This is a genomic window from Agrobacterium sp. ES01, assembly GCF_050320885.1.
Classification (GTDB): domain Bacteria; phylum Pseudomonadota; class Alphaproteobacteria; order Rhizobiales; family Rhizobiaceae; genus Allorhizobium.
In genome coordinates this window covers 756,189-771,855 of sequence record NZ_JBNQTH010000001.1, presented here as the reverse complement: position 1 = coordinate 771,855, position 15,667 = coordinate 756,189, and the positions used below count along the sequence as shown (strand labels likewise).

The window sequence follows — 15,667 nt, the reverse complement described above, 5'->3', positions numbered from 1 at the left end:
TGTCTTATCATCCTGCCTCGGTCGAGGCCTCTTCGTCTGTTTTCTCGACAGGATTTTTGAGACGCTTCGGCTTGATCAGCGGTTCCGGGTTGACCGGTCTGTTGTGCAGCATGTGTCGACCGGCCAGAATGCCATCTGCGGCCTGGATCTGAAGCCGCTCCTCGTCGCGGCGGCGCACATCCTTGACGATGGCACGCGCATCGTCCTCCGACATGCCAAGCGCCTGAATGGTTTTCCGCCCGAACATGAGGCCGGATTCCAGCGTTTCGCGCAGTTCGTACTCCACGTCCCGTGCTCGAAGCGACAGGCTGTGGACGCGGTCATAAGACCGCACGAACAGGCGCGCATGCGGATATTCGTCCCGCACCAGATCGACGATGCGGTCCGTCGTTTCCTTCTTCTGCGTACAGACAGCGACAATCTTGGCATGTTCGATACCGGCCGCCCGCAGGACATCCAGCCGCGTACCATCGCCGAAATAGATGCGAAAGCCGAAGGAGGCCGCCTGGCGCACACGGTCGGCGGAATCGTCGATGATGGTTACCTCGCGACCGCTTGCCAGCAGGATCTGTGCGCTGATCTGGGCGAAGCGGGAAAATCCGATCATCAGCACGTCCGCGCCGGCACCCTCGAAATCCTCTTCCAGTTGCTCGCGACCGTCCTCTGTCAGGAACCGGCGCGACAGCAAAGCACCCAGCGGCGTGAGCGCCATGGTGAGTGTGACCATGGAAATGAGCAATGAGGCCGTGGCATTGGAAAACAGTCCGGCTGTGGTGGCGGTGGTGAACAGCACGAAGCCGAATTCACCGCCCTGCGGCAGAAGGAAGGCAATGCGCACCGCATCGTTCCGGCTTGAACCGGTGAACCGCGCGAGCACAAACATGATCGACGCCTTGACCACCATCACGGCAACCACGCCGACGGCCAGCAGCAGCAGATTGTCCATGATCACGGCGAGCTCCATCGAAAGCCCGACCGCCATGAAGAACAGCGCCAGGAGCAGGCCGCGAAAGGGCTCGATATCCGCTTCCAACTCGTGACGATAGGAGGATTCCGCCAGCATGACACCTGCCAGGAACGCACCCATGGCCATGGAAAGCCCCGCCACCTGCATCAAGGTGGCAGCGCCGATGACGACAAACAGCGCCGCCGCAATCATCACCTCGCGCGCACCGGTGCGGGCAATGATCTGGAAAAACGGCGTCAGCAGATAGCGTCCGGCCACAACGGTCGCAGCAATGGCACCGACGGCTTTCAGAATTTCGGGTAAAACCGCAGTCTCGGACTGGCTGTGACTGGTGCCCAGAATGCTGACCATCGCCAACAGCGGCACGATCGCCAGATCCTGCAACAGCAGGATCGAGAAGGCGCGTTGTCCATAGGTTGAGTTCCGGTCGCCCTGATCATTGAGAAGCTGCAATGCGAATGCGGTCGAGGAAAGCGCAAGACCAAACCCGACCACCAGACTTCCGCGCCATTCTGCAATGCCCGCCACCATGGAAAGACCTGTCAGGGCCAAGCCTGCAAGCATCACCTGTGCGGTTCCAAGCCCGAAGATGTCGGCCCGCATGCGCCACAACCGCGACAGATTGAGTTCCAGCCCGATGACGAACAGCAGGAACACCACGCCGAGTTCGGCGATGCTGAGAATTTCCTCCGCGCCGGTGATCAGATGGAGCACCGGGCCGATGACCACACCGGCTGTCAGATAGCCCAGAACGGTTCCAAGACCGATCTTGCGGAACAGCGGTGCAGCGACAACGGCACCGCCCAGAAGCAGCAGCGTTTCGGAAAACAGAGTTGTCGAGGTACTCATGAACGACTTTTCCTTCAACTCATTTGGCGACAATTGCCGCAGTTCTGCGGGAATCGACGGTGCTGCCCTTGATGCTGGGTGTATTGCACAATAAATGGTGCCCGAACGAAAGGCTATTTCATGTCGTCAGAATTCGATTCCGCCAGCCTGTTATCCCGCGCCGATCAACTTGTCGAGCTTGCCCGCGCCGCCGGTGCGGATCAGGCCGATGCCGTTGTTGTCCGGTCCCGCTCCAAGTCCGTGTCTGTGCGCCAGGGAAAAGTGGAATCCACGGATTCCGCCGAAAGCGACGATTTCTCTTTGCGCGTCTTCGTCGGCAAGCGTGTTGCCAGCGTCTCGGCAAATCCGGGCTTCGATTTGAAGGTGCTTGCAGAGCGCGCCGTGGCCATGGCCAAGGTGTCGCCGGAAGATCCTTATGCCGGTCTGGCCGACAAGGAAGATCTGGCAACGACCTTCCCGGATCTCAAGCTCTTCGACCCGACGGAAGTGTCGAGCGAAGAACTGACGCAGGCAGCCCTTGCCATGGAAGAGGCCGCCCTTTCGGTGGACGGCGTCACCAACTCCTCGGGCTCCGGTGCATCCTCCGGCCTTGGCGGCATGGTACTTGTCACCTCCGACGGCTTCTCCGGCAGCTATATGGGCTCCCGCTTCGGTCGCTCCGTCAGCGTCATTGCCGGCGAAGGCACCAAGATGGAGCGCGACTATGATTTCGATAGCCGTCTTTATTATTCCGAACTGGATAGTTCCGAGGATATCGGCCGCCGCGCCGGCGAGCGCGTTGTCCGTCGCGTCAATCCGCGTCAGGTGAAGACCGCCTCCAATCTGACCGTGGTCTTCGACCCGCGTGTCGCCCGTGGCTTTGTCGGGCATATCGCGGGCGCCATCAACGGGGCCTCGGTTGCCCGCAAGACCTCGTTCCTGCGCGACAAGATGGGTGAGCAGGTCTTGAAGCCCGGTCTCACCATCATCGACGATCCACGCCGCGTCCACGGCTCGGCCTCGCGTCCCTTCGACGGTGAAGGCGTGGCCGGCGAGCGCCTGACCATGATCGAGGACGGTGTCTTGAAGCACTGGTTCCTCTCGTCGTCCACGGCGCGTGAACTGGGGCTGAAGACCAATGGTCGTGGCGCACGCGGTGGCACCTCTGTCTCCCCGACATCCACGAACCTTTCGCTGGAACCGGGCGACGTGTCGCCGGAGGAACTCATCCGTTCCATCGGCACAGGCTTCTACGTCACCGAATTGATCGGTCATGGCGCCAACATGATCACCGGCGAATACAGCCGCGGGGCATCCGGCTACTGGATCGAAAATGGCGAGATCGCCTATCCGGTCTCGGAAGTGACCATCGCGTCCAACCTCAAGGACATGTTCATGCGGTTGACGCTTGCAAATGACATCGACCGCGATTTCTCAGTGGCATCGCCGACCATCGCCATTGAAGGCATGACACTCGCCGGCCTTTGAACAGACCGGCCGGTCACCATAGAAAGGCAAGGGCAGCACCATGACATCCGCTCCGACGAACGAACGGCTTGCGGACCTCGCCCTTGTTGCCAAGGCGGCGCGCAGTGCCGGCGAAATAGCCATGACATTCTTCGGCCAGTCACCCGATGTCTGGTGGAAAAACGAGGGTAGCTCGCCGGTCAGTGCCGCAGACTTTGCCGCCAATGACCGCCTGTCGGATATCTTGCGCTCCGCACGTCCCGACTATGGCTGGCTTTCGGAGGAAACCGACGACGATTCAGCGCGGCTTGGCTATGAGACCCTGTTCGTGGTCGATCCAATTGATGGCACACGGGCGTTCATCGGTGCCAAGAAAACCTGGTGTGTGAGTGTCGCCGTCGTTCACCGGGGTCGCCCGGTTGCCGCAGCACTGTATGCCCCGGCCTTGGATGAGGAATTCCTGGCGGTCGCTGACGGCGCCGTCACCAGGAATGGCAGCCCGATTTCCGTCGCGGGTCCCTCGGCAGGTCCAACCCGGGTCGCGACCGCGACCGATATGCTGGACCTTCTCGATCCCGCGTATCGTGAGACGGTCGAGCGCGTGCCGCATATCCCCTCGCTGGCCTACAGATTGGCCTTGATTGCTGACGGACGTATCGACGCGACGCTGGTGAAGAAAAACTCGCATGACTGGGATCTGGCCGCCGCCGATCTTCTGCTGGAACGGGCCGGGGGGCAGTTGGTTGATTTTCGCGGTGAACCGCTTCAATACAATCGCGCCGAAGTTGTTCAGGATCACCTCTGCGCCGGCTCTGCGACCGCGCTGCCGGGCCTTCTGCAACATCTGCGGGTACCCCGCGCGGTTGACCTTTGAGCCGAAATCGCGCACAGCAATGGCAACAAAAACTGGAATGGAAGGATGACAAGGTATGACGGGAGCAGCAGGCAAGAAACAGCTTCTTCACCTGGTCTTTGGCGGCGAACTGTCCAATCTTCAGGAAGTTGAATTCCGCGATCTGAACGATCTCGACATCGTGGGAATTTATCCGGACTACGCATCGGCGCTGACAGTCTGGAAATCGAAGGCGCAGCAGACGGTGGACAATGCCCACATGCGATATTTCATCGTCCATATGCATCGCCTTCTCGACCCTGTCGGGAAAGACGTTTAAAAGAATTGATCCGGGTGCGCCCGCGACTGGCTTGATTAGCCATCGCGGGCGCCACTATTTTAACGAAGTTATAGCTCAGTCAGTATAGTGGTTTGTGGGGGTAACCAGAGCCACTTTTCAGGTGCCATATTTGATATGATGACGCGGATTTCATAACCCATGAGCAATGGATTGGCCTCGGTCGCGCTGACAGCATACCGGTGGGCGGGCGTCGCTGCCTATCCGCTGGCTGGTGCGTTTCTGGCGATCCGTGCCGCCAAGGGTAAGGAAGACAAATCGCGTAAGCTCGAGCGCTTCGGCTATGCCAGCGTCGAGCGTCCGGCAGGCCCGCTGGCCTGGGTCCATGCCGCAAGCGTGGGCGAAACTCTGGCCGTCATCCCGCTCTTGCGCGAATTGCGTCGGCGCCAGATCCAGGTGCTGCTGACCACCGGAACAGTGACCTCCGCGGAAGTCGCAGCGCGCCGCGTCGGCGGCGACATTATTCATCAATATGTGCCGCTGGACGTGAAGCCCGCCATCAAGCGCTTTCTCAAATACTGGAAGCCGGACATAGCCCTGTCTGTGGAATCCGAAATCTGGCCCGCCACGATCATGGAACTGCGGCGTCGCCATATTCCCCAGGTTCTCGTCAACGCCCGCATTTCTGAACGCTCGTTCGATAGCTGGCGCCGCCATTCGGGCATCGCCGAAATCATCTTCGGGCAGATGGCGCTGGTCGTCAGCCAGACGGATATCGATGCCGAGCGCTTTCGCGATCTGGGTGCATGGCCCGTCAGCATTTCCGGCAATATCAAGGTCGATAGCGAAGCCCCGCCTTGCGATGAAGCGGTGCTGGCGCATTATGCCCAGCAGATCGGCAAGCGCCGCACCTGGGTGGCCGCGTCCACGTTCGAGGGCGAGGAAAAGGCCGCCGTGATGGTGCATCGCGCACTGAAAGCCCATACCGGCATATTGACCATTATCGTGCCGCGCCATCCCGAGCGCTGTGACGAGTTGGAAAAGACGATGACCGAGAAGGGGCTCGTGGTCGCCCGCCGCAGCCGCAATGACCCGATCACGGACGAAACCGATATCCTGCTCGGCGACACCATGGGCGAAATGGGTCTGTTCCTGCGCCTGACCGAGATTGCCTTCCTCGGCAAGTCGCTGACCGACAAGGGTGGGCAAAATCCGCTGGAGCCGGCCATGCTCGGCTGCGCAATCCTCTCTGGCCCCAATGTCGAGAACTTCCGCGAAACCTATCAGAAGATGGTGAAGGCGGGTGCGGCCCGCATGGTGCGCGATCCCGAAATGCTGGCCAAGGCCGTACATTTCCTCTCCAACAACGACATTCCGCGTCACAAGATGATGGATGCGGGCACCGAATGCCTGCAGGAGATGCGCGGTGCGCTGGCCGCCACCATCAAGGGTCTGGAACCCTACATCAATCCCCTGACCGTCAAGGCAAGGCTTCAACCGAGAGCAGCGCAGGTATGAGTGTATCAACGGTCGCCATGCCGACGCCCGAGCGTCTGGCCGCCATCGGCGGCATCCTGTTCGACAAGGATGGCACCCTTCTGGATTTCAACGAAAGCTGGGAACCGGTAAACCGCGCCGTGGCGCTGATGGCAGCGGGCGGAGACCCGGTGCTGGCTGCAGACCTGCTGAGGCTTTGCGGCATGGACCCGGCAACCGGCATGATCGCGCCCGACAGCCTCTTTGCAGCCGCCAATACACGAGAAATCGCAGAAGCGATGATTGCGGCCGGTGCGCGGTTCGAGCTGGAAATCTTGGTCGCGCGGATCGACGCCGAATTCGCCGGTGCTGCCGATCAGTCGGTGCCGGTCGCCGCGCTTGCACCCTTGTTTGCAAGCCTGAGCGCACGTGGTCTGAAACTGGGAATCGCATCCAGCGACAACGAGCGGTCGATCAGGGCCATCGCCGCGCGCTTCGGTCTCGATCCCTATCTCGATTTTGTCGCCGGGTATGACAGCGGTCACGGCGTCAAGCCTGAGGCCGGCATGGTTCTCGCATTCTGCGATGCGACGGGCCTGGAGCCGCATCAGGTCGCCGTGGTCGGCGATAACAATCACGACATGCATATGGGCCGCAATGCCGGTGCCGGGCTCACCATCGCGGTGCTGAGCGGAACGGGGTTGCGCGAAACGCTTGCAGCCCATTCCGACCTCATACTTGACGATGTGACAGGTTTGCCTGTTCTCTTCGGGTAAGGAGTGGCGGCTTCGGTTCGAAGAGCCGCCTGCAAGGGGGATAGATAGATATGGTTTCGGAAGCGCCTCCATTCTGGTGGACGCGGCGGGGATGGCAGGCAATCGCTCTGCTGCCGTTATCTTTTCTCTATGGGCGCGTGGCCGGCTGGCGCATGGGCGTGAAGAGCCGAAACTCCGTTCCTGTTCCCGTCATCTGCGTTGGAAACTTCACCGTCGGCGGTGCCGGAAAGACGCCCACGGCTGCAGCCCTTGCGCGTGAGGCCAAGGCCCGTGGTTTGCAGCCGGGCATTCTCAGTCGCGGCTATGGCGGTTCGCTGGATGTCACCACGCTCGTTGACGCAGATCACCACCGTGCAGCCGATGTGGGCGATGAACCGCTCTTGCTGGCGCGCGAGGCGGTCACTGTGGTGGCCCGCCGCCGCATTGCCGGTGCTCGCATGCTGGTCGAACAGGGGGTTGATCTGATCATCATGGATGATGGTTTCCAGAGCAATTCGCTGGTGACGGATTTCGCGTTGATCGTGATTGATAGCCGCCGCGGCATCGGCAATGGCCATGTGGTTCCGGGCGGACCGGTGCGCGCGCCGATCGGGCGTCAGATGCGGCGCCTGTCTGCGATCCTCAAGGTTGGTAATGGCGATGCTGCCGACAAACTGGTGCGAAGGGCGTCTCGAAGCGGCAAGCAGGTCTTCGTCGCAACCTTGAAGCCCAAGGATGACGAAGGACTTGCGGGTCTGGGCGTTCTGGCATTTGCCGGTATCGGCGACCCGGAAAAATTCTATCGCACCCTGTCTGAGCTCAATATTCTGATCGAGGACAGGCAGGATTTCCCCGACCATCATCATTTGGCAGATGATGAAATTGTCGATTTGCTGACCCGCGCCGATGCCAAGGGGCTCCAGATCGTGACGACGGCCAAGGATATGGCGCGGCTCGCTCATGGCCATGGGCGCGCAGCCGAACTGGCCGCCAGGTGTCATGTCATCGATGTCGATATGATCTTCGACGATCCGGGAGCACCATCACAGATCATCGACCGTGCCATCAACGCCTGCCGTGAGCGAAATCTCCGTCGCGGCCGGTCCTGATCCCGTTGGCGTTCAGCGCCCCGTCTGTACCGGAAGCGTGCCGGCACGCTTTTCGGCTTCGAACGAGGACGCGGCATCGACATAGGGCTCTTGGCGGGCAATGCTCCAGTAGCGCAACTCGTCGATGAGGATCTGTTTGCCGGTCATGGCGCAGATAACATGCGAACCCGGCGACAGGATCTGGAAATCCCCATCGAGATATTTGATCTTCGCTTCGCGATTGCTGCCGCCTTCGAACCGGTTCATGTCTTGCCCTTCCGTACTGCCGTCGTCTGCCTTAAACCGCCGAACGGTCGATTTCCAGAGAAAATCAGCTTCGTCCGAACAGACGCTCGATATCGGAGAGCTTCAACTCCACATAAGTCGGCCGACCATGATTGCATTGGCCGGAGCCCGGGGTCTCTTCCATTTTCCGAAGCAAGGCGTTCATTTCTTCCACGCGCAGCACGCGGCCTGATCGCACAGAACCGTGGCAGGCCATGGTGGCGGCCACATATTCGAGCTTGGCTGCAAGACCACCGGCTGTATCCCACTCGGCAATCTCGTCGGCCAACTGGCGCACAAGCGCATCCGCATCGACCTCACCCAGCATCGCCGGCGTTTCGCGAACAGCAATGGCACCGGGGCCGAAGCGCTCGATGGCCAATCCCAACTGGTCCAGATCCGCGGCATGGGCCATCAGCCGGTCGCAGTCTTCTTCCGGCAGGTCGATGATCTCCGGAATGAGCAATCCTTGCGAAGGAAGACGCCGTCCCCGCAGCGCTGTGCGCAAGCTCTCGTAGACGAGCCGCTCATGGGCGGCATGCTGATCGACGATCACCAGCCCGTCAGGCGTCTGGGCGACAATGTAGTTCTTGTGCACCTGCGCCCGCGCAGCACCGAGCGGAAAGCGTTCCACCGGTTCGACGCCCGCAGTCTCTGTATCCGGGCGCATTGGCTGGACAGGCATCTCCGCGCGCGCGGCGGGCACGGTCATCGTGTCGAATGCGCTTTGCACGGGTTCGCCAAATCCGCCGGCAGCGCCGGGCGTAAAGGGCCGATACGGCGAAGACTGCGTCGTCCATGTTGCGGAGGGGCTAGGCTGCGGCGGGCGATAACCCGGCCTGAAGGCGCGTAGCATGTCGCTGGCACCTTTTGTCGATGATCGGTCGCCTTCACGCGTCAGCGCCTCGCGCACAGCCCCCACCACCAGGCCACGCACCATGCCCGGATCGCGAAACCGCACATCGGATTTTGCCGGATGAACATTGACATCGACCAAGGCTGGATCGAGCGTGAAGGACAGGACCACGATGGGATAACGGCCATGCGGGATGGTTTCGGCATAGGCACCGCGCACGGCAGAGAGGATCAGCTTGTCCTGAACCGGGCGACCGTTGACGAAGGCGTATTGATGCGCCGAATTGCCCCGGTTGAAGGTCGGAACGCCGGCAAAGCCGCTCAGCTGCACATCCTCGCGTTCCGCATCAAGCGCAATCGCATTGTCGCGAAAGTCGCTGCCGAGGATCTGGGCGATGCGTGCCAGATGGTCTTCGCCCGTTGCCGGGAATTCGAGTGTCGAGCGGTCCGATCCGGACAGGGTGAAGCGGATTTTTGGAAAGGCGATCGCCATCCGTTTCACCACTTCGGTGATTGCGGCGGCTTCGGCACGTTCGCTTTTCAGGAATTTCAATCGGGCAGGGGTGGCGAAAAACAGATCGCGTACCTCGACCACGGTGCCGGGATTGGCAGCGGCTGGACGCACTGGCGAAACCTTGCCGCCGCTCAGCGCAATTTCGGCACCCTCGCTGGCCCCTTGCTTTCGACTGGTGATGATGACTTTTGCCACCGAACCGATCGAGGGCAGGGCCTCGCCGCGAAAGCCCAGGCTGTGGATATCGTCCAGCGTGTCTGAAAGCTTGGAAGTACAATGACGCCGCACGGCCAGTTCAAGATCCGTCGAATCCATGCCGCTGCCATTATCGGTAATCCGAAGCAGGCTCTTGCCACCGCCGGCGGTCGCGATCTCGATCCGGGTCGCCCCGGCATCGATGGCGTTTTCGATCAATTCCTTTGCGGCGCTGGCAGGTCGTTCGATGACCTCGCCGGCGGCAATCTGGTTGATGAGCGTCTCGGAAAGTTGCTTGATGGCCATCTGTCTATTTTCGGGGATTCGCAGGCCTGAGGGAAGGGGAAATCGAAGAGAGCGGCGCGCAGTTTTATTGCTCCCGTCGGCAATTTACGATTAACACCGCCTTAATTGAAAGGCGCTAGTTTGCCGGGAAAATGAAATCCTGGCAAAGACGGGCCAAATGATGGCAAGCGCGAGCAAGCTTGAGCTTTCTTCCATAAAAACCGGTTCCAAGCCCCATGCCTCATCCGGGCATGCATTGTCTTCGTGCGCATCGATCACCGTTCGACCTCCAGCCTTTGAGGGAGTGCACGGTGACTGACTTTGCAAAATCGTCTTCAGGCGACCAGGCCCGCGACAGGACGCCCGCTTCAGCGGCTTTGCGTGGCGGCGCGCTGCAGCCGGCAGTGCTTGAGGCTGCAGCCGACGCGCTGGGTGCGGCATTTCTCATCTTCGACCAGAACGATAAGATCATCTTTGCCAGCCGCAATGTCAGGCAGTTTTTCCCTGTAGCGCCTCTTTTTCTGGAAGCCGGAACGCGTCTTCGCGATCTTTTTGGAGCGCTTTATGACGCGGGCATGCGTGTCAGTTCCGAGGCGCCGGCCTCTGCCTCGAAGGGGGCATCCCGAGAAGAGTGGATCGCCAGCCACACCTCCAGCCATTGGCGCGAGCGCAGCGACAAACAGGAGCGTGACGCCTCAGGACGTTGGCTGCGCTATTCCCGGCGCCGATTGTCGTCCGGCTATGGCCTGTCGCTTGTGACCGATATCACCGAGCAAAAAAAACGCGAAGAACAGTGGCGCGCCGACATGGAGCGCGTGCAGTTGACCGAGGAAATCCTCGACAATCTGCCCAATCCCGTGGTCGTCCAGGATGCCAATCTGACCGTGGTCGCGGTGAACCTCGCCTTTTCCAACCTATTGTCGCTGAGTTCCGATGGGCTGCTGGGCAAGAGCATGGACAAGATCTTCAGGACCGATGTGGCCGAGCGCGTGAACGCGGCTTGCCGCCACACGCTGCAGACCGGTGCGCCGTCGGTCATCGCCCAGGAGATTGCGGCGGAAGACGACCCCTCGGCACCGGTCTTGATCCGCACCAAGCGCGTGGGAAAGCCGGGACGCTACTTCATCGTGACCACGATTGACGACCTTGCCGAGCTTCACGATCTGCTGCCGGCTGCCGCTGCATCCGCCTCGAACGGGATGCCGCGGCCAAGCCCTGCGTCCGACAGGCGTGACCATGCTGCCGGTCCGGCAGGTCCATTCCCTGTCACCGACCGCAACATTCTTCTCGTGACCGATGATCCGACGATCGAGGCGCAGGCGTTAAGAACGCTCATTGCCCTGGGCGCGGATTGCTGTGCCGTTCGCAGCATCGAAGAGGAAGAGGCATTTCTGCGGCTTGCCAGGTCATCCGGCGCTCTGGTCGATCTGGTTCTGATCGACGCGCAGATGGATATCGCCTGTCTGGAACTCGCAGAAATGCAGGGTCTGGATGTTCTGCCACTGGATGCCTTCCAGCTGACATCGGACCTGCCGCAATCGATCGGCAATTACCTGGCGACGCGCGCGAATGCGCAAAGACATTTGCCGGATTGGCAATTCTTGACCGGCTCGGAAAAACGCACTGAGGTTGAAGTCACTGACCGTCCCCTGGTGCTTGTGGCCGAAGACGACGAGGTCAACCAGGTTGTCTTTGCCCAGATTCTGGAAAGCCTGGGTTACCCCTACAAGATTGCAGTCAGTGGCGATGAGGCAGTTCGCCTGTGCCGGGACCTTCAACCAGGCATCGTGATGATGGATGTCACGCTTCCTGTATTGTCGGGTCTGGAAGCCTGCCGAATAATCCGGGAACTGGGCGGACCGGCGGGCGCAGACATACCGATTATCGGAGTGATTGTAGATAAGTCCGGTGACCTGCGTGCGAGATGTCTTGTCTCTGGAATGAACGATACAATCGCCAAGCCGCTCAGTACAGAAATGATCCGAGATGTGTTCGAGCGTTTCCTGAAAAAGAGTGTGAGCCGCCTCGGTTGAACACTGCTCCCCCCAAAATTAGGGGTGAGAACATCTAGTCTCCGTCCGCCTATTGCTATGATCTTGTTAAGAGTTGCAGGGCCATTGTTCAGCGGCAGATAGTTGACGCAGGATGACTGAAATGAGGCCCGACAACAGGACTTCGCCGGATGAGAGCCATAAAGAGCTCCAGGCAATGGCCTATACGGACTCCTTGACCGGTCTGGGCAATCGCCACCGTCTTCGAGAGAAGGTCAAGCATCTGGCTGCCGAACGCGCGGATGATCCGGCTCCCTTCACGGTGGGGCTGGTCAATCTGGACGGTTTCAAGCCGATCAACGATCTCTTTGGAACCGAGGCCGGAGACGAGATCCTCTGTCAGGTCGCCCACAGGCTGAAGGCCTGTGTGCCGGATGGCGCCACCGTGACCCGTCATGACGGCGATGAATTCGCAGTTGTCTTGCCTCTCATCTGCGAGCGCGTAAGCGCCGAGCGGATGGGCCAGATGATCAAGGATGTGCTGTCGGCACCCTATGATCTGGGCGATCGCAATGTTCGTCTTTCTGCCTGTCTTGGCTTTGCCGTCTATCCCTTTGCCGGTGCAGAATTCGAGGATCTGCAAAAGAGTGCGGAGACGGCACTCTATCGCTCCAAGCGCCGCGGCCGTGGCCACATCACGGTCTATTCCAGCGAAATCGCCCAGGAAATGATGCGGGCCACCCAGATGGAACAGGCATTGCGCCATGCCATCATCAACGACGCCGTCGAGGTCTACTTCCAGCCGATCGTGCGCCTGTTCGACAATCGCCCGGTGGGTTTCGAGGCACTGGCGCGCTGGAACGACCCCGATCTCGGCTTTGTATCGCCGTCGGTCTTCGTACCTCTTGCCGAAGAGCGCGGCTTCATCGATCTGCTGTCGGAGGCACTGCTGCGCAAGGCAGCGGAAGCGACCCTCACATGGCCAAGAGAACTCTTCCTGTCCTTCAATCTCTCTTCAGCCCAGTTGATGGATTTGCGCACCACCAGCAATATTCTGGCCATCCTCGCAAGCACCGGCTTCGATCCGCACCGGCTGGAACTGGAAATCACCGAAACGGCGGTCATGACATCGGCAGAAACTGCCGAGCGCATCATTCAGGATCTTCGTGACGCCGGGATACGCATTTCTCTGGACGATTTCGGAACCGGCCAATCAAGCCTTGGCCGACTGCGCGACTTTGCTTTCGACAAGCTCAAGATCGACCGTGCCTTCGTCTCGTCGATTTCCAAGGACCGCGCCTCCGAGCACATCGTCAAGGCCATCATTACCATGTGCGAAGGCCTTGAGCTGCAGGTCGTGGCCGAGGGTATCGAGACCGAGGCGGAAGCCAAAATGCTGCGCGCGCTGGGATGCGGCATGGGGCAGGGCTATTATTTCGGCAAACCGGTCGATGCCGCTGCCACCCTGCGTTATCTGAAGCAGCATTTTCACGAATTTACCGTCGCCGATCGCATGAACGCCTGAGATCGACCGCCCGGTCGGCCTCTTCCAGCTTGATCACCAAACGACGCACTTCGACCAGAAATCGCCGTGTCTCGACATTGCGGGTCACGGGGCGCTGCGCAACTATGGCAGACGATAGGCGGATCTTCGCCGTCCGGCAGCCATGCCGAAATGCAGCGCGAGTGTGTTCTTCATGCCTGATTTTTCCCGCGATCCGCTTCTTCAGCCATTCCAGCTCAAACATCTCACGTTGAAAAATCGGGTCATGTCGACGGCGCATGAACCAGCCTATTCCGAAGACGGCATGCCAACCGACCGCTACCGGCTCTACCACGTTGAAAAGGCCAGGGGCGGCATCGCCTTGACCATGACGGCGGGATCGGCAAGCGTTTCCAGCGACAGCCCGCCGGCATTTGGCAATCTGCTCGCCTACAGGGACGAAATCGTCCCGCATCTGAAGCGTCTGACCGATGACTGTCACGAGCATGGAACGGCGGTGATGATCCAGCTCACCCATCTTGGACGTCGAACCAACTGGAACAAGGGCGACTGGTTGCCGGTTTTGTCGCCTTCCCCGATCCGGGAGCCGGCCCATCGCCATTTCCCCAAGGAGATCGAGGACTGGGATATCGAGCGCATCGTCGCCGACTATGCCGCAGCAGCCCAGCGCATGCAGGCAGCCGGTCTCGATGGCATCGAGTTCGAGGCCTATGGTCACCTGATGGACAGTTTCTGGTCGCCCGCCACCAACCGGCGAGACGATGACTTCGGCGGATCGCTCGATAACCGCATGCGCTTTTCCAATATGGTGATCGATGCCGTGCGCCATGCCGTCGGTCCCGAATTCATCGTCGGCATTCGCATGGTCGCCGACGAGGACTGGGACAAGGGATTGTCGAAGGCGGAAGGCATGGAGATCGCCAAGCGCATCGCGGCCTCGGGCAAGATCGATTTTCTCAATATCATCCGTGGCCACATCGAACATGACGCCAGCCTGAACGATGTCATTCCGATCCAGGGTATGGCCGCCTCGCCGCATCTGGATTTTGCCGGAGAAGTTCGCCTGGCGACCAAATTTCCGGTGTTCCACGCCGCCAGGATTGCCGATGTGGCAACGGCCCGCCACGCCATTGCCGAAGGCAAGCTCGACATGGTTGGCATGACGCGTGCCCATATCGCCGATCCGCACATTGTCAGGAAGGTCATGGCAGGCGAGGAGGCACGCATCCGCCCTTGCGTCGGTGCGACCTACTGTCTGGACCGTATCTATGAAGGGGGCGAGGCACTCTGCATCCACAACGCCGCGACAGGCCGGGAAGGATTGATCGACCACGATATTGCAAAGGCGCAACGCCCGCGCAAGGCGGTGGTCATCGGTGCCGGACCGGCGGGGCTGGAAGCTGCCCGTGTGCTGGCCGAGCGCGGACATTCCGTCGATGTCCTGGAGGCGAGCGGAAACGCCGGCGGGCAAGTCAATTTGCTCACCCGCAATCCCCGTCGCAAGGAAATGGTGGGCATCGTCGACTGGCGGCTCGGCGAACTGGAGCGTCTGGGCGTTCAGATCCACTACGACACCTATGCCATGGCCGATGACGTTCTGGAATTCGAGCCGGATCTGGTGGTGGTCGCCACCGGAGGCATCGCCCAGCCGCCGGAGCTTGAGGCAGGCGAAGATCTGGTTGTCTCGAGCTGGGATATTCTGGCCGGTTCCGTCAAGCCGGCTGGTCCCGTTCTGCTCTACGACGACAATGGCGGTCATCAGGCGATGAGTGCCGCAGAAGTGATTGCCAATTCGGGCGTGGAACTGGAACTGGTCTCGCCTGAACGCTTCTTTGCGCCGGAAATGGGCGGCATGAACCATGTCCCCTATGCAAAGACCTTCGCCGAGAAGGGCGTCAAGGTGACGATCAATACGCGGCTGGTTTCCGTGCGCCGCGAGGGCAACGGGCTGGTGGCGATCCTGGGATCGGATTTTTCAAAAACCGCAATCGAAGAGCGGCGAGTGGCACAGGTGGTCGTCGAACATGGCACCATGGCCAATGCCGATCTCTATCTGGAGCTCAAGCCGCAATCGCGCAATCTCGGGGCCGTGGACTATTCAGCACTCATCAAGCGCAAGCAGCCTTTGCCGACCAGGAATCCGGATGGCACCTTCGAATTGATCCGCATTGGCGACGCGATAGAGAGCCGCAATATTCACGCGTCGATCTATGACGCTTTGCGCTATTGCACGCTGCTTTAGGCGAAACCTGTCGGCTGTCGGAGCGGCGTATCGTCCGGCAGAGGACGAAAAGAAAGGGCGGCGCACAAGGCACCGCCCTTCGGGA

General features: G+C 60.4%; 12 protein-coding genes. 9 read left to right on the top strand and 3 right to left on the bottom strand.

Going from position 1 to position 15,667, the window contains the following annotated elements; all coding sequences use genetic code 11:
- Window positions 1-7 precede the first annotated feature (7 nt).
- Window positions 8-1,816 (bottom strand): monovalent cation:proton antiporter-2 (CPA2) family protein, encoded by a 1,809-nt coding sequence (locus tag ACQQ2Q_RS03930; protein ID WP_428185713.1) that lies wholly within the window; start codon window positions 1,814-1,816, stop codon window positions 8-10.
- A 120-nt stretch (window positions 1,817-1,936) separates the two neighbouring features.
- Between ACQQ2Q_RS03930 and ACQQ2Q_RS03925 the strand changes: the two genes are divergently transcribed.
- From ACQQ2Q_RS03925 to lpxK, 6 genes are all read left to right on the top strand, one after another.
- Complete coding sequence (locus ACQQ2Q_RS03925) at window positions 1,937-3,283, top strand: TldD/PmbA family protein (RefSeq protein WP_428185712.1); 1,347 nt, start codon at window positions 1,937-1,939, stop codon at window positions 3,281-3,283.
- A 40-nt stretch (window positions 3,284-3,323) separates the two neighbouring features.
- The gene (locus ACQQ2Q_RS03920) at window positions 3,324-4,136 is read left to right on the top strand and encodes a 3'(2'),5'-bisphosphate nucleotidase CysQ (RefSeq protein WP_428185711.1); all 813 of its coding nucleotides are present in this window, start codon (window positions 3,324-3,326) and stop codon (window positions 4,134-4,136) included.
- Between the two features lie 55 nt (window positions 4,137-4,191).
- The gene (locus ACQQ2Q_RS03915) at window positions 4,192-4,434 is read left to right on the top strand and encodes a DUF4170 domain-containing protein (protein ID WP_428185710.1); all 243 of its coding nucleotides are present in this window, start codon (window positions 4,192-4,194) and stop codon (window positions 4,432-4,434) included.
- A 159-nt stretch (window positions 4,435-4,593) separates the two neighbouring features.
- Window positions 4,594-5,910 (top strand): lipid IV(A) 3-deoxy-D-manno-octulosonic acid transferase, encoded by a 1,317-nt coding sequence (gene waaA / locus ACQQ2Q_RS03910; RefSeq protein WP_428185709.1) that lies wholly within the window; start codon window positions 4,594-4,596, stop codon window positions 5,908-5,910.
- A complete protein-coding gene (locus tag ACQQ2Q_RS03905) occupies window positions 5,907-6,644 on the top strand; it encodes an HAD family hydrolase (RefSeq protein WP_428185708.1) in 738 nt (245 codons plus the stop codon). Before waaA ends, ACQQ2Q_RS03905 begins: the two co-directional genes overlap by 4 nt.
- A 50-nt stretch (window positions 6,645-6,694) precedes the next feature.
- Window positions 6,695-7,732 carry a tetraacyldisaccharide 4'-kinase gene (gene lpxK / locus ACQQ2Q_RS03900; protein ID WP_428185707.1) on the top strand — a complete coding sequence of 346 codons (1,038 nt, stop codon included), beginning with the start codon at window positions 6,695-6,697 and terminating at the stop codon, window positions 7,730-7,732.
- 12 nt (window positions 7,733-7,744) lie between these two features.
- Here the strand turns inward: lpxK and ACQQ2Q_RS03895 are convergent, their stop codons facing one another.
- Both ACQQ2Q_RS03895 and mutL read right to left on the bottom strand, forming a co-directional pair.
- On the bottom strand, window positions 7,745-7,978 hold the full coding sequence (locus tag ACQQ2Q_RS03895; RefSeq protein WP_428185706.1) for a DUF2093 domain-containing protein: 234 nt from the start codon (window positions 7,976-7,978) through the stop codon (window positions 7,745-7,747).
- Window positions 7,979-8,042: 64 nt separating this feature from the next.
- Complete coding sequence (gene mutL / locus ACQQ2Q_RS03890; protein WP_428185705.1) at window positions 8,043-9,866, bottom strand: DNA mismatch repair endonuclease MutL; 1,824 nt, start codon at window positions 9,864-9,866, stop codon at window positions 8,043-8,045.
- 290 nt (window positions 9,867-10,156) lie between these two features.
- Between mutL and ACQQ2Q_RS03885 the strand changes: the two genes are divergently transcribed.
- From ACQQ2Q_RS03885 to ACQQ2Q_RS03875, 3 genes are all read left to right on the top strand, one after another.
- The gene (locus ACQQ2Q_RS03885; RefSeq protein ID WP_428185704.1) at window positions 10,157-11,878 is read left to right on the top strand and encodes a response regulator; all 1,722 of its coding nucleotides are present in this window, start codon (window positions 10,157-10,159) and stop codon (window positions 11,876-11,878) included.
- Between the two features lie 121 nt (window positions 11,879-11,999).
- The gene (locus ACQQ2Q_RS03880; RefSeq protein ID WP_428185703.1) at window positions 12,000-13,361 is read left to right on the top strand and encodes a putative bifunctional diguanylate cyclase/phosphodiesterase; all 1,362 of its coding nucleotides are present in this window, start codon (window positions 12,000-12,002) and stop codon (window positions 13,359-13,361) included.
- A 172-nt stretch (window positions 13,362-13,533) separates the two neighbouring features.
- Window positions 13,534-15,582, top strand: coding sequence for an FAD-dependent oxidoreductase (locus tag ACQQ2Q_RS03875; protein WP_428185702.1), 2,049 nt, complete (start codon window positions 13,534-13,536; stop codon window positions 15,580-15,582).
- Window positions 15,583-15,667 lie beyond the last annotated feature (85 nt).

Bases quoted from the DNA above. Each gene is read 5' to 3' on its own strand.
- ACQQ2Q_RS03930 (WP_428185713.1), bottom strand. From the start codon at position 1,816: ATGAGTACCTCGACAACTCTGTTTTCCGAAACGCTGCTGCTTCTGGGC.
- ACQQ2Q_RS03925 (WP_428185712.1), top strand. From the start codon at position 1,937: ATGTCGTCAGAATTCGATTCCGCCAGCCTGTTATCCCGCGCCGATCAA.
- ACQQ2Q_RS03920 (WP_428185711.1), top strand. From the start codon at position 3,324: ATGACATCCGCTCCGACGAACGAACGGCTTGCGGACCTCGCCCTTGTT.
- ACQQ2Q_RS03915 (WP_428185710.1), top strand. From the start codon at position 4,192: ATGACGGGAGCAGCAGGCAAGAAACAGCTTCTTCACCTGGTCTTTGGC.
- waaA (WP_428185709.1), top strand. From the start codon at position 4,594: ATGAGCAATGGATTGGCCTCGGTCGCGCTGACAGCATACCGGTGGGCG.
- ACQQ2Q_RS03905 (WP_428185708.1), top strand. From the start codon at position 5,907: ATGAGTGTATCAACGGTCGCCATGCCGACGCCCGAGCGTCTGGCCGCC.
- lpxK (WP_428185707.1), top strand. From the start codon at position 6,695: ATGGTTTCGGAAGCGCCTCCATTCTGGTGGACGCGGCGGGGATGGCAG.
- ACQQ2Q_RS03895 (WP_428185706.1), bottom strand. From the start codon at position 7,978: ATGAACCGGTTCGAAGGCGGCAGCAATCGCGAAGCGAAGATCAAATAT.
- mutL (WP_428185705.1), bottom strand. From the start codon at position 9,866: ATGGCCATCAAGCAACTTTCCGAGACGCTCATCAACCAGATTGCCGCC.
- ACQQ2Q_RS03880 (WP_428185703.1), top strand. From the start codon at position 12,000: ATGAGGCCCGACAACAGGACTTCGCCGGATGAGAGCCATAAAGAGCTC.
- ACQQ2Q_RS03875 (WP_428185702.1), top strand. From the start codon at position 13,534: ATGCCTGATTTTTCCCGCGATCCGCTTCTTCAGCCATTCCAGCTCAAA.